Raw genomic sequence first — 20,156 nt, 5'->3', positions numbered from 1 at the left:
AAATATGGATAATATGAAAAAGATGACGAAGTTTTTCGCCCTTGCACTCTTAGCAGGTGCAATGGTTTCATGCAGTACAGAAGATACAGCTCCTACAACAGCAAATGGTAAGGTAGCCGTGCAGTTTACTGGTGGTATCAGCGTAAACACCCGTGCCAGCGGAACCACTTGGGACAACGGTGACCGTATCGGCATCACCGATATCGACAACGATACCCAGTACGGCAACGTGCCTTTCATCCTGAAGAACGGGAAATTTGAGGCAGAAGGAAAGGTCATCTATATCGAAGATGCAAAGCCCCATACTTTCCGCGCCTACTATCCGTACAACGCGGCGGGAGGCATCCTCACAGCCACGACCGATGCCACGGCGCAGCAGAACCAGCCTGCCATCGACTTTCTCTTTGCTTCAGGAGCCACGGGAGACAAAAGCAGCCCGGTGGTGAGCTTTACCGACAAAACCTACAAAGGCGGTGAAGACAACTCCTTCCACCACCGCATGAGCCGGATAACCCTTACCTTCGAGGCGGGCGATGGTGTGGATTTCAGCGTGGTCAAGCCCGAACGTTACAAGCTGGACGGATTGTTACTCACTGGTACGTTCAACACGGCCGACGGTATTGCCACCGCAGACAACGGTGCACAGACCGGAGAACTGTCCATGAATCTGGCAGACGGCAATCTCACGTCATCGGTCATCCTCTTCCCGCAGACAGTTGCATCCCTGCCGTTGGTTGTGAATTACAAAGGTCAGGAATATCCTGCCACACTCACCGTGCCCGAAGGCGCACTGCTGACGGGCAACAACTACACCTATACTGTCAAGGTGAGCAACAAAGTCCTTGAAGTCAGCGAAGCCACCATTGCAAAGTGGAACGATATAGACGGTGGAGAAGTGGATGCTGACCTGTAAGATATTAATAATTAATTGATTAGAATGAAGAATTATGAGACATAGATTATTAATCCCCGCAGCCACCGCACTGCTGTTCGCCCTCGCCGCCTGCACACAGGACGAACTGGCTGACGATAGCCGTCTGTCCAAAGAGGAATACCCAATAGTCATCCATGCCACCGGACTGTCCGTGGAGGCAACGCCATCAACCCGTACCACCGTGGACGGCGACTGGCAGGGCGTCACTTCCGTGGCACTCAAGATTGGCGATGCGGTAAAGGAATACACCGTTACGGCTACGGATGCCGACGGATACAAGAGTGCCATGCTTTCACGCGAGAACGACCCGTACTACTGGACCAGCCGCAACCCGATTACCGTATCGGCATGGTGGCCCTTGGATAATACAGACATCACACAGATGCCTGTCGTGAAGGTTGCCGAAGACCAGAGCATATTGGCTGACTTCCAGAAAAGCGACTTCATTTCCGCCGAAAACCAGACGGTGAAATTTGACGACCCGACACTTGGATTTACCCACCGCACGGCACGCGTCGCAATCGAACTGAAGCCCGGCACGGGATTCACGAGCGTCGCCGGTGCCACGGTGAGCCTCGTGAGCCTTTCCGCCGATAACGGCAACCCGACCGCCATCAAGACCTACAACGCAAGCGGCAACACCTACGAGGCACTGACCGCCCCGCAGACCGTTGCGGCAGGCAAGTCGTTCGTCAAGGTGGAACTCGGCGGCGGAACCTTCTACTTCCGTCCACAGAACAACGTCGTATTAGAGGCTGGTAACCGCTATTCTTACACCGTTAAGGTGAACGCCACCGACCTGACGTTAGAGGGTTGCACCATCGGCAGCTGGGCTGACGGCGGCGGCGAGAGCGGCACAGCCGAGGATTTGGGCTACATCTACGACAGCAACACCAAGACCTACACGGTCTATAACGCCGACGGCCTGCTGGCATGGAACGAAGCCTCACAAAAAGATGAATCGATAAATTGCACCCTCACCGCCGACATCGACATGACGGGTAAGGAATGGACACGGTCAGACATATTTACATTCTACTCCGGCGTCTTTAATGGACAAGGACACCGCATTACAGGATTTAACTCTTCAGCAATGAATAATACTGGATTTTTGGGTTCACTCTTAAGTGAACGTGGAGTGATAAAGAACCTACAACTCATAGATGTGAATCTGTATGGCAGTAGTGGAAATACTGCTGGAATAGTGGGCCGAAATCATGGCCAAATCATTGCCTGCTCTGTGACGGGAAAAATTTCTGCATCATATGGTGGAACTTGTGGTATAGCCGAATCAAATTATGGCGATATCATCGCTTGCTGGTTCGACGGCACATTGAAAGAGTCTAACAATGGAGCTATAGTGCGTTATAACTACGCTGATATAACTTCCTGTTATTGGGGAGGCAATGCCGGGCAAGGAGTATTCCGTATTGAAGGAGGAACGGTAGATGCCACGAAGGTGGACGGCGCGACAGTGAAATGGCAGACAGCCGTCGACGGCATGAACACCGCCCTCACCGCTGGCGACTACCAGTGGGCACTAGGCACCAACGGTCTGCCCGTACTGCAAAAGAAACAATAACAATCTCTAAACAACACGCATCATGAAACGAACAACCATTCATATATTCGCAGCCCTCGCCCTGCTGCTCGGCCTTGCCGCCTGCACGCAGGATGAAGCGGGCTTGCTGTCGGAAGGGGCGGAAGGCACATCCATCGTCTTCACCGCCACGGGGCTGAACCCCGCCGCGACAGCCACCGCCGGCACCCGTGCCCCAGCGGACGGCAATTGGGAGGGTGTGCAGAGCGTGGCAGTTCTGATGGACGGCACGGTGAAGACGTACAACGTGACGCCCTCCACCGCCGACCCCACCAGCGCCACGCTGACCTCCACCGACCCGTACTACTGGACCAACCACAACAACATCACCGTCACGGCGTGGTGGCCCTACACCGCTGGCGAGACAACCCCACCTGCGGTAAAGGTAAAAGCCAACCAAAGTGCCCAAAAAGACTTTGAGGGCAGCGACCTCATCGTAGCCGACGGACAGACGGTGACTTACGGTAGCCCCACGCTCCGCTTCACCCACCGCACGGCGCGGGTGACCATCGTTCTGACGGACTACACCGAGGGGCTGGCATCCGTGCAGCTGACGGGTCTCTCTACCAAAGGCGACAACCCGGATATAATCGTCCCGTATGACAAGGGTAGCAACACCTACACCGCTCTTGTAGCCCCGCAAAGTGTGGCAGCTGGCACGGCATTCATTACCTGCACCTTCACTAACGGCAAGACCTTCGTTTATAAGATGAAGAATGCTGCCGACTGGCAGGCTGGCGGTGAATATACCTACACCGTGTCCCTCGCTGCGGAAAAAGGCTATATCATAGAGGACGACGGCAGCTACACCGTGACCTCCGCCGATGGTCTGATGAATATAGCCAAATTAGTGAACGGAGGTAAGACCGACATTAACATTACCCTCGACACAGACATTGACCTCACAGGCAAAGACTGGACGCCGATAGGCACAAGCTACAGCAACTCATACACCGGCACCTTCGACGGTGGCGGCCATACCATCACGGGGCTGACCGTTACGACAAATGACGAAGGTGTGGGTCTGTTCGGCTGGCTCAATAGAGCTGGTTCGGTGAAGAACGTGGTGATGGAGGGCGTACAGATAACAAGCAATCAAATATATGGCGGCAGTATTGGCGGCGTGGTAGGATCTAGCTATGGCACCATTGAAAACTGCTCGGTGTCGGGCAGCATCAGCGGCACGGTGTATGTCGGCGGTGTGGTGGGTGTTCAAATAGGCGGTTCCATCACCGGATGCAGCTCCTCTGCCACAGTGAAGGGAACGGTCGATGTCGGCGGCGTGACAGGTCAGACGAATTCGAGTGCCACCCTGACCGCTTGCTATGCCACGGGCAACGTGACCATAGAAATAAACCCCGCAAAGAATATCGCTGGCGGCAGTCTGGTGGGAATGAACGCAGGAAGCAGCCTCCTTGCCTGCTATGCCACGGGCAACGTAACCAGTACGGGTAGTAGCACTGGCCAAGTACATATCGGCGGCTTTTTGGGAAATAACTACGCCCCCGTGATGACCGCCTGCTATTGGAAGAACAATCATGAACAAGGCATCGGCTACAATAGGGAAAGCACCGGAGCCACGGAGGTGAACGGCTCTATCGTTACCTGGCAGAAAGCCGTCGATGCCATGAACACCGCCTTGCAGAACGCAGGTTCAAAGTGGCGTTACGAACTTAAAGGAGCATTGCCTACCTTGAAGAAGCAGTAAGCCGTTGCGGGCGGAAAAGTTCCGTCCGCAACGAACATTAAACGACAAGGGTCTATATGCCACGATGATAGGTGGCGTATAGACCCTTTTTGCACTATTATACTTCCTTCCAATCAACCAGTCCCTTTCCCATATCATCCAGTTCTATGGCAAGAGCAATTACCTTGCGCTTATCAGCCTTGAAAGGTTCGGCATACTGCTTGGCTTTCATCTGCTCCGTGGCAGCATCCACGCCACCGTTGTTGCTCAGTTTCAACTCCAGCACATAGATGAAGTTGGTGGTTTCTACCACCATATCTATTCTGCCCGTAGCAATCATCTTTTCTACTTCTACCCGGCAGCCGATGGCATTGAATATGGTGCTCATAATCAGTCGGTAGCGCTCCTCCATATCCATGCTGGCAAGCTTCTTGTTGCTGTAGGGCACGTCAGCTATGAGAGCCTTCAGGCATTTCATGGCTTCGGGAAGATTGCCAAGGCTGAGGTGAACATTCAGAAATGCCTGGGTAGATTGAAGGTCATTATTCTTGCGCATGGCAAGCGTTGGCAACACGATTTCATTCAAGGCTTGCCGAACCTCGAAGTTAGGAATGCCAAGAAGATAAGTTCCGTTTATGTAACCCTTAATCGTGAGATAGCCCGACTGATAGAGAAACAGCTCTGCTCCACCGCCTGTTACGTCAGAAGTTTCTATGATAGTGCCCAAGAGGGCACTATGATCGAAATCCTTCAAACGAATCTCCATGTCATCCACAAACTTTGGAAGCAGCGAGGTTGCACCCGAAGAAGCCCAGTAGTTCCTCAGTTTAGAATCAGCGAGTGCATTGATAAGACTGAATGGATTGAAGACATCAACCATATTTTCATGGCTGAAATGATAGCCATCATAATAAGCTGTCAATTGCACTACGGCTTCATCGAAAGTCCATCCCTTACTTGCTGCCAACTTGTTGATTTCCGGTTTGAAATCACGTAAGACTTCTTCCTTCGTGATACCGCAGAGAGCCGCATACTCAGAATCAAAGCTGATGTTGCTCAGATTGTTGAGCACAGAGAAGAGGGAGATTTGCGTAAACTTGGTGATGCCGGTGATAAAAACAAACTTTTCGTATTTATCATCTGCCTTGAGAATGGCAAAAACCTCTCTATAGATAGCGGTACATGCTTCGTGGTGAGGAGTTTTCCAAGAATGCTGCAATGGAGAATCGTATTCATCGATGAGGATGGCAACCTGCTGTCCAGTTTGCTCATACGCCCCCACGATTATTGCATTGAAGCGGTCGGCAAGACTATCTGTAGGGTCAGGAACCAATGAATATTCTCCTTCGTATTGTCTGAAAATATTATTGAGATAAGAGCGCAATGTTTCCGGTTCTGCGCCTGCACGACTCATATCCAGTCTGATGACAGGACGCTTCACCCATTCCGTCTCCATCTGCATGATCTTCAAGCCCTCAAAGAGTTCCTTCTTACCCAGAAAGTAGGCTTCGAGCGTATCTACCAGCACAGATTTACCAAAGCGGCGTGGGCGGCTCAGGTAGTTGTACGTTTTATTTCTGTTGGCAAGTTGCCAGATGATATCTGTCTTGTCAACATAAAGGTATCCATCCTTTCTGATTTTCTCAAAAGACTGGATGCCTACAGGTAATTTTCTATCATTTATCTCTACCATAATTCCTAATCTTTGTTTTCCAATTGCAAATTTACGATTATTTTCCGAAACCGCCATACTTTTCTCATCTTTTTTGCACTTTCTTACTGAACTTTCGCATGGGGGGAAGTTAGATGGAAGTTAGAGGGAAGTTAAGGGACAAATGTCCTGCATTTTAAGCTAGAAGACTATTGTCTCTTAACTTCACGAACGACCGTAGGGAGTGATAACTTCTTTAACTTCAATAAATTCCCACACTGGCGAAACTTGAATAACTCCTTAAAATTCGTTAACTTCTGAACTTGCGAAACCAGAATCTAATATGCGAAACTTCAAATTTTCTGCATTAATATTTGTTTAAAAATCAGTCCTTTTTCGGTATCGTTAACTTCTTTTATCTGATAATTGTTTAACACAACATAAGACGGGATTCACTACCCCACTCGCTTTTTCAAAGATTTCAGCGGTAAGAAAAGAGGAAAAAGTGGACCCCTAAAAAAAGACACCCCTTTCGGAACCAAAAATAAACGCTTAAAATATGTAAAAACGGGCTGAATTCTTAAAATATGTTTATAAAAAGCGAAAAACACCCTTCACCACCCTTCACCAGTAACTATTTGACACACAAAACCTTAAATAAAAAGGTGAAGGGTGAAGGTTTGAAAACTCTTTTTTATATATACGCGCGGCAAGGAAAAAAATCCGTTTTTTCATTTTTCTGATTATCTGGTTTTTCCAAAAATCCTAAAAAAAAGAATATAATATAAGATTTAAAATATACCCTTCACCCTTCACCTCATCACTTTTCCGATGTTTCGCTTCTTCACTACTTCTTCTTCAAAATACCCCAACAAAAATAGGCGCAAAAATGCTGCGTTAAAAACTTTAACCTAGGTTATTCTTTGTAAAAAGTGAGGGCTATAACCTTCACTTCCAATGTGCAGCTTTTTGTGTAACTTCGCAGCATGGAAAATAATAACGTAACAAAACAAGAAGTGCTGAAATTTTCAGCAGAAATGGAAGAAGAAGCCAGCATAAAACTGGCTATCGCCAAAGTATGTGACGTAAATGTCACAGACATCAGAATAGTAATGGGTGGACGCGACACAATATCGGAAAAGATAAAAAAAAAGATAATCACTCCTGAAATCCTCTACGCAATGGATAAAGCCATTATATCCATTCTCATAAAAATGGATCTGGAGGATGCCTGCAATGGTACGACCTGGGAATATGAAGGAAACATCCACGGAAAAACCAGATTCTGGTATTACTGCGATGAAGTGAGCAAATGGATACTGCACAAAGGTTCGGTACACTGGGACGACCTCAGCAATAGTTTGAGCAACTGGAAAAATATCCTATCCTACAATTCTGTTGCGATGAAAAAGGCGGAATTAAACCAAAAATTCAAACTCATAAAACCCAAAAAGAAATGAAAGAAAACAAAACCACAAACGAGACCGGAAAGAACCCGGAAACAGAACAGGAGAAAGAGGTCTTGCCCTCTTTTTTCCAGACTCTGAAGACCTCTACCAGCAAGCCTCTCCCCAACAGAGAGGTGCTGGAGTACAACATCATGCATTCGGCACCGGTGAAAACCAATACCGAAGGCTACAGGTCGATGACGAAGGTGGACAAGAGAACGGCAGAGGACATCAAGCACAGGCTGCCCTGCATCACTCCCAGCGTGCAGCTCAAGGGAAGCTCCAAGAAGCTGACTGACTTCAGGAAGGAAACCTATTGGCTGATGCTCGATTATGACGACGTGCCCCCCAAAAACATCGCGGCACTCAGGCAGAAAGCCCGGAAAATCCCCTTCACCATGGTCTTCTACATCACCGTCTCGGGCAAGGGATTCCGCATCCTGCTCAGATATATGCGGCCTGAAGGATGCAATCTCACTGCCACCGAACTCCACCTGCTCGCCATCAGGAAAGCCATGAGCATGTACGACAAACTGCTGGGTATCAGCAGCGACAAGCAATGCCAGGACATGGTGAGGAGTTGCGGACTGGCTTACGACCCCGAGGCTTACTTCAACTGGAATGCCGAAGTTCTCCCCATCAGCCGGGAGGAGGTTGAGAACTTCGAAAAAGCTACAAAGCAACAGGAGGAACAGAACAGGAAAAGACAGACGGAGACTGAAAAAACCAGAAAGAAAAGCCCTCGAAAACAGGAAGACGAGGCGCCACCCAAGACGCTCACCACCGAAGAGATTCTGCAGTATGTAGACAAACTGGCTGAGAGCTGGGAAGAGCGGTTTGAGGAGCATCATCACAACAGCTACGTAGTGAGATACGCCACATTCTGCCTCTGTTTCGGAGCCGAAAAGGAGGAGGCTGTGAAACACATGGCAGATAAGTTTGGCGGCGAATATGCCGATACCGAGCGGGTGGCAAGAGAGATTTACAAGCATACCGAGCGGATGGGAACCTGGAAGATAAGACAGCAGGGAGATGAGGAGCAGAAACGCTATACCAGCATGAGAGCACTGCTGGGATGGCTGGGAGCCCGATATGAAATGCACCACAACACGCTGAGCAACCAGTATGAAGTGCGCGCCATCAACACCGGAGAGAAACTCTATCTCGACTGGACCGAAGTGGATACCCGGGTGAGCAATTCCCTGTTCGTGAAGATGGAACTGGAGAACATCTGCACCACCCAGAAAAAGCTGGATACGGTAATCAGAAGTAACTTCAGCCCCGAATTCAACCCCATGGAGGAATATCTGAAGAGTCTGCCGAAATGGGACCGAAAGACTGACCATATCGCAGAATTAGCCCATCGGGTAACCGTGATGCAGACAGGCGGTTACCGCCATACGGAGGAGGATTTTGCCTATGCCTTCAGGAAATGGCTGGTCAACATGGTGGTTTGCTGGGTGCGGCCCGATGTCACCAACCAGTCTATCATGGTTTTCGTAGGCAAGGGCGGCATCTTCAAGACCACGTTTTTCGACCATCTCCTGCCGCCCCATCTGCGCAAGTATTTCGCCAACGATTCTACGGGCGACTACAAGAACAAGGATTTCCTGCAGATGTGTGCCAGCAAGGCGATAGTGTGTCTGGATGAGTTCAGCTGTCTGCGCGGCAAGAACCTGGATTCCTTCAAGAGCAACATCACGAAGCGCAACATCAGCATGCGAATCCCTTATGCCGAGTGGGACTGCATCTTGCAGAACAATGCGGGGTTCTGTGCCACGAGCAATGAGGTTCATATCATCGATGATGACGAGAACCGCCGTTTCCTCATCTGGCGCATCGAGAAGATCAAGAGTCCCATCGACTTCCCCTTCAATTACGAGGGCATCTACTCCCAGGCTGTGGCACTGGCTCAGGAGGTGATAGAGAAGCGCCGGAGGGGTGAGCCCTGCGACTGGGTTTACTGGTTTACGAAGGAGGAGAACGAGGAGATTCAGCGCCACAATCTTTATTTCCGTGTGAACAACTACATAGCCGAGCGCATCAACAAGTTCTACCGTGTTCCTGATGCCGATACGCCGCCCGAGTTCTGCAAGTTTGTTACGGCGAGTGATGTGATGGAGCGCATCTGCACGAACCCCGCCTTCCGCCAGTCGATGTCGAACAAGGATATTTCGATGTTCATGGAGGCGCTGGGATTCAAGAAGATTCACCGCAAGACGGGCAACGGCTGGAAGGTGATAGAAATGCGTCCTGACGAGATAGAGAACAACCAGAAGATGGATGGCAGCGAGAATATTCCGCCCGGGGATCTCCCATTTTAGGAAATTCTGCTTCGGAGATATTTTTTTATCTTTCGGAGATATTTCCGTATCTTTCGGAGGGATTTTCTTATGATTCGGAGAGATTTTATTCTAGCAGACAGAAGAAAGAAGCAACTGACAAAAACAGACTAAAAAGAACAAATTATGATAGAAGACAGAAGTTACGGGAAGGCGGAGCTCGCCATGCTCTACTTTCCCACCGCTACCCCCAGGGTAGCGCTCAACCGGCTGGTGAGATGGATCAACCGGTGCCCCGAGCTCAAGCAGAGCCTCTGTTCGGGCTACGCCGGCAAGTTTTCCCACTTCTACACCAGGCAACAAGTGGCAAAAATCATCGAATTTCTGGATGAACCATAAAAAATCACCCTGGAAGGGAATGCATACAACACACTATGCATATCCCTTCCAGGGTGAGTTTATTATAGGAATTCCTTGATTTAAAGTGCAACACGATTTCTTGTAAACTTATCAAGAAAAGTTCGAACCATGCCTTTATTATCGCTCTTATCTAAATCTTCTTCATAAGCAGATTGCAAAGAAAGCCAAAAAGAAGCAGGAATGCCCAAAAAACGTTCTAAAGAAGAAGCTATCTCAGGACTTAAACATAACGTTCCATTCAAAAGTTTATCTAATTCAAACTCTTCAAGCCCTATTTTATGAGCAAAGTCAGAAATTGGAAGACTGCGAGCTTCCAATTCCTCCTTCAAAATACAACCAGGACTAACCGGCTGAAAAGGACGCGGATTAATATTATTTCTTGTTTCCATAATGCGAATCGTCTAATTTCAATAATTTTATTGTTATACCTCCTTCGTGCTCTGTGAAAATCAAACGTTCTATATGCCCATTTGCTATTCTCACAGAACAACACCCAGAATATTGATATTTTAACTTTTCAAACTTTAAAAAACTGAATTGATTGAGTAAAGAAACATGAGGAGCTTGATCTAAAATTCTATAGACCTTTAGCAACCCACCCATCAAGACTTTATTCTTTGCTATTTTCTTATATTTCTTATTTTGTCCCGTTTCTATCAGTTCCTTTAAGTCTTCATCTTCATATTCAATTTTCATTGTTTATAAATTTTTCCGCAAAAATACGCTAAATACCTGATACAACAAAAACTTTTTTCGATTTTAACATAAAAAATACCACTTTTTTCAACCTTTTTTTCCCGAATCCCTGCAAATCGCACAAATCGCATAGTTGGGGGTTCGGGAATGTTGTATCTTTGTATCGTCAATCAGAGAGGTTGATGCAGCAACGGTCTCGGCGGAGACACAGACTGCTTTTTACTAAAACTAAATTTTTAAAAGTATGATTCTCATCAAGTTAGCGAAGAACAAGAACAAGACAATCAAGGAAGCGTATGGCAAGTATTATGCGCGACCAGTAGTAACAGAAACCATCGGTATCGATGAACTCGCCGAACACATGGCGAGCCACAACACCCCGTTCTCGAAGGGTGCCATCAAGGGCCTTCTCACCGATATGGTGAGCTGCGTGAAGGAGCTCGTGCTCCAGAACAAGGCAGTGAAGATAGACAACCTCGCCATCTTCTCCATCGGCATCATCAACAAGATGGGAGCCGCCAGCATCAAGGAGTGGAGCCTCGCCAAGTTTGTAGAAGGCTACCGCCTCAGAGCCCGTGCTACCGGCAAGCTCAGCAACACCCAGCTCTCTCTCGATGCCAACGCCAAGAACGCCATGGATCTCCTCAACTCTAGCGAGAGCGCTGCAGGCGATACCACCACTGGCGATACCACACAGGGCGGCGGAACCACTGGGGGCGGCGGAACATCACAAGGCGGCGGTACATCACAAGGCGGCAGCACCGACGGAACAGGCGACAGCGGAGACGGTCTGGAGTAGTGATCCATCTCTCAAATATGCGAAACGACAGAAGAAGGAAGGAGTGAACTGACCGGCGACAGGGATATTCCGAAGGCACAAAGCGGCTGGTTTTCATCCTGACGATTACGGATAAACAGCAAATCATAATGACCCAAGAACCTGCCTTTTACGGGTATCTGGGCTGGCAGTTCCTCCCCCGCCCTTCTTCTTCCAGAAACGCTTACTGAAACTAAATTTCAACCACTAAAACAAGCATGTGACTATCATTATCCACTTAGTATTAATCATTAAAAAACAAAGCAAAATGAAAAAAGTAAATTGGAAAACCATCATCAACTTCCTCATCACGGTATTAACAGCTGTAGCCAGCTCATTCTGTGTACAGAACTGCTAAAAGAAGGGAGGTTGCCATGACACAGAAACATCGTAGCATTTCACTCATCGTGATCCACTGTTCAGCCACGAGAGTGACTCAGGATTTCACATTCGAGCAGTTGGAGGCCTGCCATCTTGCCCGCGGTTTCCGGAGTATCGGCTATCATTATTACATCACGAAGGATGGTGTGGTATATCCGGGTCGTCCGGAGTCGGAAGTCGGAGCCCATGCCCGTCATTACAATGCCCACAGCATCGGCATCTGTTATGAGGGAGGTCTCGACAAGAACGGCAAGCCTGCCGATACGCGTACTCCAGCCCAGAATCAGGCTCTGTATTCGCTTCTGGAGAGCCTCTGCCTCTCCTATCCTGATGCAGAGATACTGGGCCACCGCGATTTGCCAAACGTTCACAAAGACTGTCCGTCGTTTGATGTCAAGCGATGGCTGAAGTTGGTAGATTTCCACATCTAGTCGAAGCCAGAGGATATAGATGTCTATACTTAGAAAATTACTAAAAAAGGGTGTGTCATGCAGTTATGACACACCCTTTTCTGTTTTAAGAACATAAACGCAGGCTCGTAAGTCAGCTAGGCGTATTAGAAAGAAACTCATCAACAAAAGACTGGGGAGTCATTATTTTGATTCGTTTATTATCTGAGACACCAACGAAGTCTTTAACATTGATAGTCAACAAAATGTCAGCACCACAATTAATAGCCGCCTGATATTGATAACTATCTTCTAAATCTCTAAAGTTTTCATCCTCTACTCCTTGTTTCAGTCCAAATCTTGAAGCAGACGAAATTTGGAAAGTGTCAAGAATGCGGAGCAGAATTTTCCTTTCCTGTACTAAACGTTCAGGATTGTAGATACTCATTCTTCGTAATTGTTTATCCACGAGAAAAGTGATGGTGTAGAATCCTCCTTCAGACAAGAACAAAGTATGACTAGTAGATGCCAAGGTAAGAATTTTAGCCACTGCATCAAACAGAAGTCTTTTTTCTAAAAATTCCGTTATAATATTGGTATCACAAAAGATTTTCATATCCCATATTTTTCTTCCAGATACTCATCACGCAGTTCTTTATCACTTTTATCAGAAGCGAACATGCCGCCCATTTCTTCCCAACTGAACATTTTTGACTCAGCAGGAGCTTTCATATCTTCCTTTTCAGATATATCAACAACAATTTTTTGCAGGATTTTATTTACCCAATCCTCAATATTAAGTTTATCTTTTCTTGCAAAGATTGCCGCTTTGTCATATACATCTGGTCTTAATGTAATTGTTGCCATAATAATCTTTTTCTATTTAGCAATTGCAAAACTACATTTTTTTATTGAAAGTGCCAAATGAATTTGAAAAAAAATGCATTATTTTACTCTTTTTCCTCATATAACGGAATTTTTCCCGAATCCCTGCTTATCGTACAAATCTCTCAAATATACGCAACGACAGAAGAAAATTGGATTGCATTGTATTTATTTTTTAAGTTGATTCAAGCCCCACAGGTAGTATTCCTGCGGGGCTTTTTCTTTTTCATCGGCGTTATATGAACTATATATCAGAAAAATCACATACGAAAATGGAAAAAATAGCATCAATTTGTAAGAATGTGAAAAAAAAAGTGCAGAATTAACATTTAAAAGAGGTTATTTTTCGAAAAATATGTTATCTTTGCAGAAGATAAGCTGCACTCGGCAATTTGAAAGCAAGCTTTCATTGCGCTCATTTGCATTATCTTTGCAGAAGATAAGCTGCACTCGGCAATTTGAAAGCAAGCTTTCATTGCGCTCATTTGCATTATCTTTGCAAACTATATATAGCAAGAACTTGCAGAAACATGCACAATAAAAAGCAAGAGCTTGCAGAAAAAAAAATAGAATATAGAATCAATAGTTCGTTAAAATTTGAGATAATGGCTAAGCAGCTTTACGTTGCCAGCCAAAGAGTTCTTTGATAGTATGACTAATTAACTTTCGGTTCGGTATTCTCCGACACTTGTTGAAAATTAATTTAGCGATGTATGTGCTTGCCATAATCTCCTTGAAAGAAGCCATGGAATACGGCAATTCATTTTCCTTCATCATCACTTTCGCAACATTCTGTGATGCGAATGATGCATTATAGGAAAAGTCCAACTGGTTCTTGTGTCTTGCTTGGCAATGCGTAAGACCAGTATATTGCTTTGCATCGCGAAAACAAAACTCTATTTGGAATCTTGAGCGGTATGTGCGCAACACTTCCTCACCCGACATGGATGTCTTTGTTGAGAAGAAAAGCTTGTGTTTTCCGTTCGGCATAACCCAAATGACAAGGCGCACTTTCTGCTTCAATGCCTTTGAATAGGCTATGAGTGTGTAGGCTGTGCCTTCAAGTCCTTCAATATGCAACTCTGCCATACGTGTGAGGTCAAGTTTCTTGTAGTTGATTTTTCCGTCAAGTGTCTTGGGACGTCCAGGCTTATTGGAACGAGGTCCCGTATACACATAATATAGGCTCGCAGTATCCCTGAAGCGGCTGACAAGATGGAAACCGCACTCTTTGATTCCGTCCACAAACGGACGGATAGAGAAGAAAGCGTCAGCGACAACAATATCGGTGACCTTCAACAAATCCTTCTTATAACGCTTGATGACCGCTATGTAATGTTGCACGAGAGTCATGTTACGCATTTTCAATTCTCCAGTAGATGGAGTCTGATGGGCGCGCAGCATCATGCAACTGTTGGCATGGACATCGACAAGTGCAAGCCCCATGATTTCAAGCCCATGCTTCATGGAACTTGCACAACCGGACCAGAAAGTACCGATATGCGGAGTCTTCTTACCCGACTTGCTGATGTAGCTCGGATCGATGGCTATAGCCAATAGACCATCCATATTCAAGTAACGTCGGCATAGGGCAAGGTTGAACTTCACCCAGTCTATGCATTTAGCACGACCACGGTTGAAGTTCGTTCTGTAGGTCTGCTCACAATGGGTGCCGTAACGCTCCATTTGAGTGAAATTTATCTTTCTTTGTATCGTCATGTACAATAAAAGTATTTCCAAGAGTAGACTCTCGAAAGTTTTGCTTAACTTTGCAGATGAACTTTTGATAGCATCTCTGCATATTTCCGTATATTGGTTGAGTGGTTCTGATGTCATATAACTTTGAGCTTAGAGAACTATAAAGTTACTGATAATCAGCCACTTAACCAAATTTTATTAGTTATATTACGTTAATTAACTCTCTCATTTTCAATCGATTACATAAGAATTAACAGAGTATTGTAGAATACAAGAAAAAATAAACTGGCTCTTCGCAAATTTTGGTGCACATAGTGCTAAAGCTTAAGCGCAACCTTTTTCTCCAACAAGGTGATGGAGGCTCGTCCTGCCATAATTCGTTTTACTGTTTTTATCTTGCATACCGTTCCTTCAAGAATTCCATTGTTCCATTTGCTGGTAATGGAATTCTTGATGGCCTGGTAGTCGTCAAGCAAACCCATGGCAAACTTTTCTATTCCATCCACCCCACATCCAATGGCCATATTTATCCATTTGTATAGTCCCATTTTGTTCTCTCCACTCAATATCCCTTGAAATGTGGAGACAAAGTATTTCAAATCATACATGTTTTTTTGTTGCATGAAAATCTTGACAGATTCCGTCTTTGGTCTTGAATTAAAGTGTACAATTGCGTTCCAAAGATCATGCTCTTCCATTCGTATGCTTTCTTTTGATAGAAATTTCCTCATTCTTTCTTTGTACTCCCCATATTCATTTTTCCATTTCTCCCTCAGAATGGACAGCAACATTTTCATTGCATACTTTTTCCCCGAACCATGAACGCCCTTGACCACACCTGAGTATTCCAAAGTCTTTTTCTCTAAGATTCTATCTGATATGTACTTCACATTTTTATATACCCATAGTTGGCTAGGGTTGAGAAAACTCTCATAAGTTGCATCTAGCAGTTTCTTAATCTCGCAACTGCTATAGCCTGTTTTGTCATGGATATCCTTTATAGAGAGCTCTTGATTTACATGCATTTGAAGACACAACTTCCGCTTAGCCAATGTTTTAGCTTTTTCCACGTCTTTACTCATTGAGTCCAAAGATGCATAAATACCTTGTAGCACCCAGGATTGATCTAAGACTGGAGGTTTGGGACCAATTTCACTTTTGTCCAACAAACGTTTTCTTTCATGCAAGAAGCGGCTTTGGACTTGTGGGAAAAGTGCTTTCGTCAAATTTTCCATAATATGGAATTTGTCTGCGACAACAGTTGCTGCAGGAAGAGCCTTCTTTATAGCCTTGATGTAACACTTGCCCCTATCGCGAGTGATGGTGGACACATGATGATAGAGGCTCAGGACTTCAGCGACCTTTTCGGAGTCTCTAGAATCAATCAATTCCAACACTTGACCAGTGTCATGATTGACGATGGCACTACCATACGAATAGCCTTTCCTTTTAGCAAAATCGTCTATACCAATGTTGGTTGCCGTCCTATCTGAAGCTAGTTTTATATTCTTGAGATGATTGATACATGTGTTGGGGCAGCAATGTATTCCCATATCCGACAATATTCTGGAAGCTGAGACTGATGACATCTGTAAGTGCACTTGGTTCATTAGTCTTGTACAGTCAATGGAAAATCTAGCATACTTGTTGAGCCAATCGGGCTGTTGCTCTGTAAAGAAATGACCATCGGCCTTACAGTGAAATTTACGCATATACAAAATCAGTGTAAAACGTTTTCCACCGAGCGGAGGCATGGTTACTTTCCTTTTTTGCCAGCCACGGGTATGATGTGTCTCGATATGGCAACGATCACAGCAAGCGCAAGTAGACTTGCTTTTTAGCGTCAGTGCCACTTCATCCTCTGTGATGGTATAGTTGATTATAACGAAATTAGCAAAGTGGGGGATGAGGAAAGCAACGAGGTTTTCTCCCACTTCAAAAGCATTTAATTTTAAATCCGTTTGGTTGTTTCCTAAATTTTCTGTACCTTTGCAAATGTTAGCGATTGTCTCCATTGTAAGTCTTATTTTTTGAACACTAATAAACTTACATTTTTTGTCGGACAATCGCTAACATTTTATGTAAAACTTTCTTAAAGAATTCTGCAGTTGGGCATTATGTGCACCAAAATTTGCGAAGAGCCAATAAACTTTATGCAAAAAAATCAATTTACCCCTAGCGCTTGCCGCTGGATTTTGCTAGGTTGTTGCCTCACCCCTCCATCCCTTGCCTCGATACAGGCACAGAATGTGAATGGGAACACAGCAGCCCAAACAGAAATTACTGTCAAGCAAGGAGTGATAGAGGGAAAAGTTTTCGATAGCGGGGACCATGAACCCATGATTGGTGTAACCGTAGCTATCGAAGGTACAACCAACGCCGTAACGACAGACATCGACGGACACTTCGAACTGCCTGTCAGGAAAGAGTGCAACATCGTACTCTCCTTCATCGGCTATAAAAAGACAATAATCCGATTTACAGGCAGTAACCATAGCGACTTTGCCCGCATCATGATGAAATCTGAAGCCCAGAGTATCAAGGATGTGGTGGTTACAGGTGTGTACCGACGCAAGAAGGAAAGCTTTACAGGTTCTTCGGCTACCTTCAAGGGCGATGAACTCAAGAGCGTAGGTGCACAGAACGTGCTCCAAAGTCTGAAGACCCTGGATCCATCTTTCAAGATTATGGACAACGCACTCTCAGGATCTAACCCTAACAAGATGCCTGACGTGGAAATCCGTGGCAAGTCGAGCGTGGCGGGACTGAAGGAGGAATACGGTTCCGACCCTAACCAGCCGCTCTTTATTCTGGATGGCTTCGAAACAACCCTGGAAACCGTGATGAACCTCAACATGAACCGCGTAGCATCGGTTACGCTGCTCAAGGATGCCGCATCTACAGCCATCTATGGTTCAAAAGCTGCCAACGGTGTGGTTGTTATCGAGACCAAAGCACCGGTAAAGGGTAAGCTGCAGATTTCATATAAGGGCGACTACAGTCTGGATTTCGCTGACCTTTCAGACTACAATCTGATGAACTCCCGCGAAAAGTTGGAGTTCGAAAAACTGGCAGGCGTATACAAGGACAATACCAATGATCCGTTCAACCAGATCAAGTTGGATAATCTCTACAATTCCCGTCTGCGCGATATCGAGCAGGGCGTAGATACCTACTGGCTCAGTGTGCCTCTGCGCACCGGATTCACCCATAAGCACAACGTATATGCCGAAGGTGGAGAAGGCAACGTGAGATACGGACTGGGACTTAACTTTGGACAGGTGAACGGCGTGATGAAGGGCTCAGACCGCCAGACTCTGGGCGGAAACCTCGACCTGATTTACCGCACCGGCAAATTCCAGTTCAGTAACAAACTCTCCATCGACTATCTGGAGACCAACAACCCGACCGTTAGTTTCTCGGAATATGCCTATGCCAACCCATATTACAGAAAGTATGGTGCCGACGGCAAGATCAACAAGTATCTTTACTATCCGGAAGAGGGGCTGAATGACAACCCTGTATCAAACCCACTCTGGAATGCGCATCTCAACAACTACGACAAGGGACAGCGTTTCGGCTTTACCAACAACTTCATCGCCGAATGGTTTGCTACAGATGATCTCCGTGTGCGTGGCAAGTTCGGTATCACCAAGTATGATGATACCCAGGATCAGCGCCTCTCGCCAGAGCATACCGATTTCGATGACCAGGAAGCAACCCAGAAGGGACTGTTCAAGCACAGCCTGCAGAAATATCTCTACTACGAAGGCGACCTTTCTGCCACCTACGGCAAGCTGATAGCAGAGAAGCATCAGATAAACGCCGTATTGGGTTTCAACTTCAGCAATACCACCAGCAAGACCAATGGCTACTCAGCCACCGGTTTTACCGACGACCAGTTTGATGCCCCATCCTTTGCCAACAACTACCCTACAGGCGGCAAACCAAGCTACAGCGAAAACATCAAGCATGCCTCCAGTTTCTATCTGAACGGTGGCTATGCCTACGACAACCGCTATCTGCTGGACTTCAACCTGCGCAACGATGGTGCCTCAATGTTTGGCACCGACAACCGGTTCCGTACCACCTGGTCAGTAGGTCTGGGTTGGAATATCCACAACGAAGAGTGGATGCAGGAGAACGGCATTTTCCAGATGCTCAAACTGCGTGCCTCTGTGGGTAATCCGGGCAACCAGAACTTCTCTGCCTACCAGGCCTATACCACCTATATGTTCAACAGTCTGATGACCAACGTATTCGGTACCGGTGTCATCATCAACAGCTTGGGCAACAACGATCTGGCATGGCAGGAGACCATCAACTACAACGTGGGAGCCGATATCACCACGCTGGGCAACCGACTGAATCTGACGCTTGATTACTACATCAAGAACACCGACCCATTGCTCGCCATCATCACCACCCCAGGTTCAATGGGTGTAACGAGCGAGGCTCTGAATGCCGGTAAGCAGAAGACCAACGGATGGGAAGCCACCATCAAGTTCTCTCCTATTTATATGCCTCATGAGCGCATCAACTGGAATATCTCGCTGAGTGCCACCCACTCCAAGTCGAAATATGCCAACATAGGCAATGCCTTCAGCGCACTGAACGAGAGCGGAAAGACCGGTCTTCACAACACCACCCGCTATTACGACGGCGGAAGTCCTACAGCCATCTGGGCAGTACGCTCTGCGGGCATCGATCCTGCCACAGGTAAGGAGCTGTTCATCAAGCGCGACGGCACCTATTCGTTTACCTATGATGCCAGCGACGAGGTAGTATGCGGCGATACCGAACCGGATGTAGAGGGACTGCTGGGAACCACCTTCTATTATAAGGGATTCTCATTCAGCTGCTTCTTCCGCTATCAGTATGGCGGTCAGCTCTTCAACAGTTCGCTCTTCGACAAGGTAGAGAACATCGGAACTGCCGACATCTACAACAACCAGGACCGCCGTGCCCTCTACGACCGCTGGAGCATCAACAACCGCAATGCCCAGTTCAAGGGCATCTCGATGGTACAGAAGACCGACAAGTCATCCCGCTTCGTAATGGATGAGAATACACTTACGTGCGAGTCAATCAATCTGGGTTACGAATTTCCGCTCAACATCGCCAAGAAGTTTGGCATGCAGGCACTCTCAGTTCAGGCCAACATGAACGACATCTTCCGCTGGTCTACCGTGAAGGCAGAGCGAGGCATCGACTATCCTTTTGCCCGTACCGTGTCATTCTCAATAGGTGCAACATTCTAAACAGAAC

The 20,156-nt window shown here is 46.6% G+C and carries 17 protein-coding genes; 10 read left to right on the top strand and 7 right to left on the bottom strand.

The window, feature by feature from the left end:
- The first annotated feature begins 13 nt into the window (after positions 1-13).
- From FO447_RS04135 to FO447_RS04125, 3 genes are read left to right on the top strand one after another with little or no spacing between them, the layout of a single operon-like run.
- On the top strand, positions 14-913 hold the full coding sequence (locus FO447_RS04135; protein WP_234699106.1) for a fimbrillin family protein: 900 nt from the start codon (positions 14-16) through the stop codon (positions 911-913).
- Positions 914-947: 34 nt separating this feature from the next.
- Positions 948-2,516 (top strand): fimbrillin family protein, encoded by a 1,569-nt coding sequence (locus FO447_RS04130; RefSeq protein ID WP_200757815.1) that lies wholly within the window; start codon positions 948-950, stop codon positions 2,514-2,516.
- Between the two features lie 22 nt (positions 2,517-2,538).
- On the top strand, positions 2,539-4,242 hold the full coding sequence (locus FO447_RS04125) for a fimbrillin family protein (protein ID WP_200757813.1): 1,704 nt from the start codon (positions 2,539-2,541) through the stop codon (positions 4,240-4,242).
- 97 nt (positions 4,243-4,339) lie between these two features.
- On the opposite strand, the gene FO447_RS04120 is transcribed toward FO447_RS04125, so the two are convergent.
- Positions 4,340-5,914: an ATP-binding protein gene (locus FO447_RS04120; protein ID WP_234699057.1), complete on the bottom strand. Its 1,575-nt coding sequence runs from the start codon at positions 5,912-5,914 to the stop codon at positions 4,340-4,342.
- A 944-nt stretch (positions 5,915-6,858) separates the two neighbouring features.
- Between FO447_RS04120 and FO447_RS04115 the strand changes: the two genes are divergently transcribed.
- The 3 genes from FO447_RS04115 (at position 6,859) to FO447_RS04105 (ending at position 10,001) form a co-directional block, all read left to right on the top strand.
- A complete protein-coding gene (locus FO447_RS04115) occupies positions 6,859-7,332 on the top strand; it encodes a hypothetical protein (RefSeq protein WP_200757809.1) in 474 nt (157 codons plus the stop codon).
- Positions 7,329-9,644 carry a BT4734/BF3469 family protein gene (locus FO447_RS04110; RefSeq protein WP_200757807.1) on the top strand — a complete coding sequence of 772 codons (2,316 nt, stop codon included), beginning with the start codon at positions 7,329-7,331 and terminating at the stop codon, positions 9,642-9,644. The genes FO447_RS04115 and FO447_RS04110 overlap by 4 nt, the downstream gene beginning before the upstream one ends.
- Before the next feature lie 144 nt (positions 9,645-9,788).
- Entirely contained in the window at positions 9,789-10,001 is a 213-nt protein-coding gene (locus tag FO447_RS04105; protein ID WP_200757805.1) for a DUF4248 domain-containing protein, read from the top strand.
- 80 nt (positions 10,002-10,081) lie between these two features.
- Here FO447_RS04105 and FO447_RS04100 read toward each other — a convergent pair whose 3' ends face one another.
- Complete coding sequence (locus FO447_RS04100) at positions 10,082-10,411, bottom strand: helix-turn-helix transcriptional regulator (RefSeq protein ID WP_118064486.1); 330 nt, start codon at positions 10,409-10,411, stop codon at positions 10,082-10,084.
- Positions 10,395-10,718 carry a hypothetical protein gene (locus tag FO447_RS04095; RefSeq protein ID WP_022120263.1) on the bottom strand — a complete coding sequence of 108 codons (324 nt, stop codon included), beginning with the start codon at positions 10,716-10,718 and terminating at the stop codon, positions 10,395-10,397. The genes FO447_RS04100 and FO447_RS04095 overlap by 17 nt, the downstream gene beginning before the upstream one ends.
- A gap of 244 nt (positions 10,719-10,962) precedes the next feature.
- On the opposite strand from FO447_RS04095, the gene FO447_RS04090 reads away from it, so the two are divergent.
- From FO447_RS04090 to FO447_RS04080, 3 genes are all read left to right on the top strand, one after another.
- On the top strand, positions 10,963-11,517 hold the full coding sequence (locus tag FO447_RS04090; protein ID WP_200757803.1) for a DNA-binding protein: 555 nt from the start codon (positions 10,963-10,965) through the stop codon (positions 11,515-11,517).
- Positions 11,518-11,803: 286 nt separating this feature from the next.
- Entirely contained in the window at positions 11,804-11,893 is a 90-nt protein-coding gene (locus tag FO447_RS04085) for a smalltalk protein (RefSeq protein ID WP_022120265.1), read from the top strand.
- 16 nt (positions 11,894-11,909) lie between these two features.
- Complete coding sequence (locus FO447_RS04080) at positions 11,910-12,347, top strand: N-acetylmuramoyl-L-alanine amidase (RefSeq protein ID WP_200757801.1); 438 nt, start codon at positions 11,910-11,912, stop codon at positions 12,345-12,347.
- Between the two features lie 112 nt (positions 12,348-12,459).
- Here the strand turns inward: FO447_RS04080 and FO447_RS04075 are convergent, their stop codons facing one another.
- The 4 genes from FO447_RS04075 to FO447_RS04060 all read right to left on the bottom strand — a co-directional run bounded on the left by FO447_RS04075 (position 12,460) and on the right by FO447_RS04060 (position 16,903).
- Positions 12,460-12,921 carry a hypothetical protein gene (locus tag FO447_RS04075; protein WP_117586891.1) on the bottom strand — a complete coding sequence of 154 codons (462 nt, stop codon included), beginning with the start codon at positions 12,919-12,921 and terminating at the stop codon, positions 12,460-12,462.
- Positions 12,918-13,172, bottom strand: a complete 255-nt coding sequence (locus FO447_RS04070; RefSeq protein ID WP_117586890.1) for a hypothetical protein — start codon at positions 13,170-13,172, stop codon at positions 12,918-12,920. Before FO447_RS04070 ends, FO447_RS04075 begins: the two co-directional genes overlap by 4 nt.
- Positions 13,173-13,799: 627 nt before the next feature.
- A complete protein-coding gene (locus tag FO447_RS04065) occupies positions 13,800-15,026 on the bottom strand; it encodes a transposase (RefSeq protein ID WP_117664388.1) in 1,227 nt (408 codons plus the stop codon).
- 179 nt (positions 15,027-15,205) lie between these two features.
- On the bottom strand, positions 15,206-16,903 hold the full coding sequence (locus tag FO447_RS04060; protein ID WP_118082171.1) for an ISL3 family transposase: 1,698 nt from the start codon (positions 16,901-16,903) through the stop codon (positions 15,206-15,208).
- A 138-nt stretch (positions 16,904-17,041) separates the two neighbouring features.
- Here FO447_RS04060 and FO447_RS04055 point away from each other — a divergent pair, with 138 nt between their 5' ends.
- Positions 17,042-20,149, top strand: coding sequence for a SusC/RagA family TonB-linked outer membrane protein (locus FO447_RS04055; protein WP_234699056.1), 3,108 nt, complete (start codon positions 17,042-17,044; stop codon positions 20,147-20,149).
- The last annotated feature ends 7 nt before the right edge of the window (positions 20,150-20,156 follow it).

Source organism: Segatella copri (assembly GCF_015074785.1).
In the GTDB taxonomy this organism is placed as follows: Bacteria; Bacteroidota; Bacteroidia; order Bacteroidales; family Bacteroidaceae; genus Prevotella.
The sequence above is the reverse complement of the archived record's forward strand: the minus strand, read 5'-3'. Positions and strand labels throughout refer to the sequence as shown.

Excerpts from the sequence above, each read along its gene's own strand:
- FO447_RS04135 (WP_234699106.1), top strand. The coding sequence starts at position 14 with ATGAAAAAGATGACGAAGTTTTTCGCCCTTGCACTCTTAGCAGGTGCA.
- FO447_RS04130 (WP_200757815.1), top strand. The coding sequence starts at position 948 with ATGAGACATAGATTATTAATCCCCGCAGCCACCGCACTGCTGTTCGCC.
- FO447_RS04125 (WP_200757813.1), top strand. The coding sequence starts at position 2,539 with ATGAAACGAACAACCATTCATATATTCGCAGCCCTCGCCCTGCTGCTC.
- FO447_RS04120 (WP_234699057.1), bottom strand. The coding sequence starts at position 5,914 with ATGGTAGAGATAAATGATAGAAAATTACCTGTAGGCATCCAGTCTTTT.
- FO447_RS04115 (WP_200757809.1), top strand. The coding sequence starts at position 6,859 with ATGGAAAATAATAACGTAACAAAACAAGAAGTGCTGAAATTTTCAGCA.
- FO447_RS04110 (WP_200757807.1), top strand. The coding sequence starts at position 7,329 with ATGAAAGAAAACAAAACCACAAACGAGACCGGAAAGAACCCGGAAACA.
- FO447_RS04105 (WP_200757805.1), top strand. The coding sequence starts at position 9,789 with ATGATAGAAGACAGAAGTTACGGGAAGGCGGAGCTCGCCATGCTCTAC.
- FO447_RS04100 (WP_118064486.1), bottom strand. The coding sequence starts at position 10,411 with ATGGAAACAAGAAATAATATTAATCCGCGTCCTTTTCAGCCGGTTAGT.
- FO447_RS04095 (WP_022120263.1), bottom strand. The coding sequence starts at position 10,718 with ATGAAAATTGAATATGAAGATGAAGACTTAAAGGAACTGATAGAAACG.
- FO447_RS04090 (WP_200757803.1), top strand. The coding sequence starts at position 10,963 with ATGATTCTCATCAAGTTAGCGAAGAACAAGAACAAGACAATCAAGGAA.
- FO447_RS04085 (WP_022120265.1), top strand. The coding sequence starts at position 11,804 with ATGAAAAAAGTAAATTGGAAAACCATCATCAACTTCCTCATCACGGTA.
- FO447_RS04080 (WP_200757801.1), top strand. The coding sequence starts at position 11,910 with ATGACACAGAAACATCGTAGCATTTCACTCATCGTGATCCACTGTTCA.
- FO447_RS04075 (WP_117586891.1), bottom strand. The coding sequence starts at position 12,921 with ATGAAAATCTTTTGTGATACCAATATTATAACGGAATTTTTAGAAAAA.
- FO447_RS04070 (WP_117586890.1), bottom strand. The coding sequence starts at position 13,172 with ATGGCAACAATTACATTAAGACCAGATGTATATGACAAAGCGGCAATC.
- FO447_RS04065 (WP_117664388.1), bottom strand. The coding sequence starts at position 15,026 with ATGACATCAGAACCACTCAACCAATATACGGAAATATGCAGAGATGCT.
- FO447_RS04060 (WP_118082171.1), bottom strand. The coding sequence starts at position 16,903 with ATGGAGACAATCGCTAACATTTGCAAAGGTACAGAAAATTTAGGAAAC.
- FO447_RS04055 (WP_234699056.1), top strand. The coding sequence starts at position 17,042 with ATGCAAAAAAATCAATTTACCCCTAGCGCTTGCCGCTGGATTTTGCTA.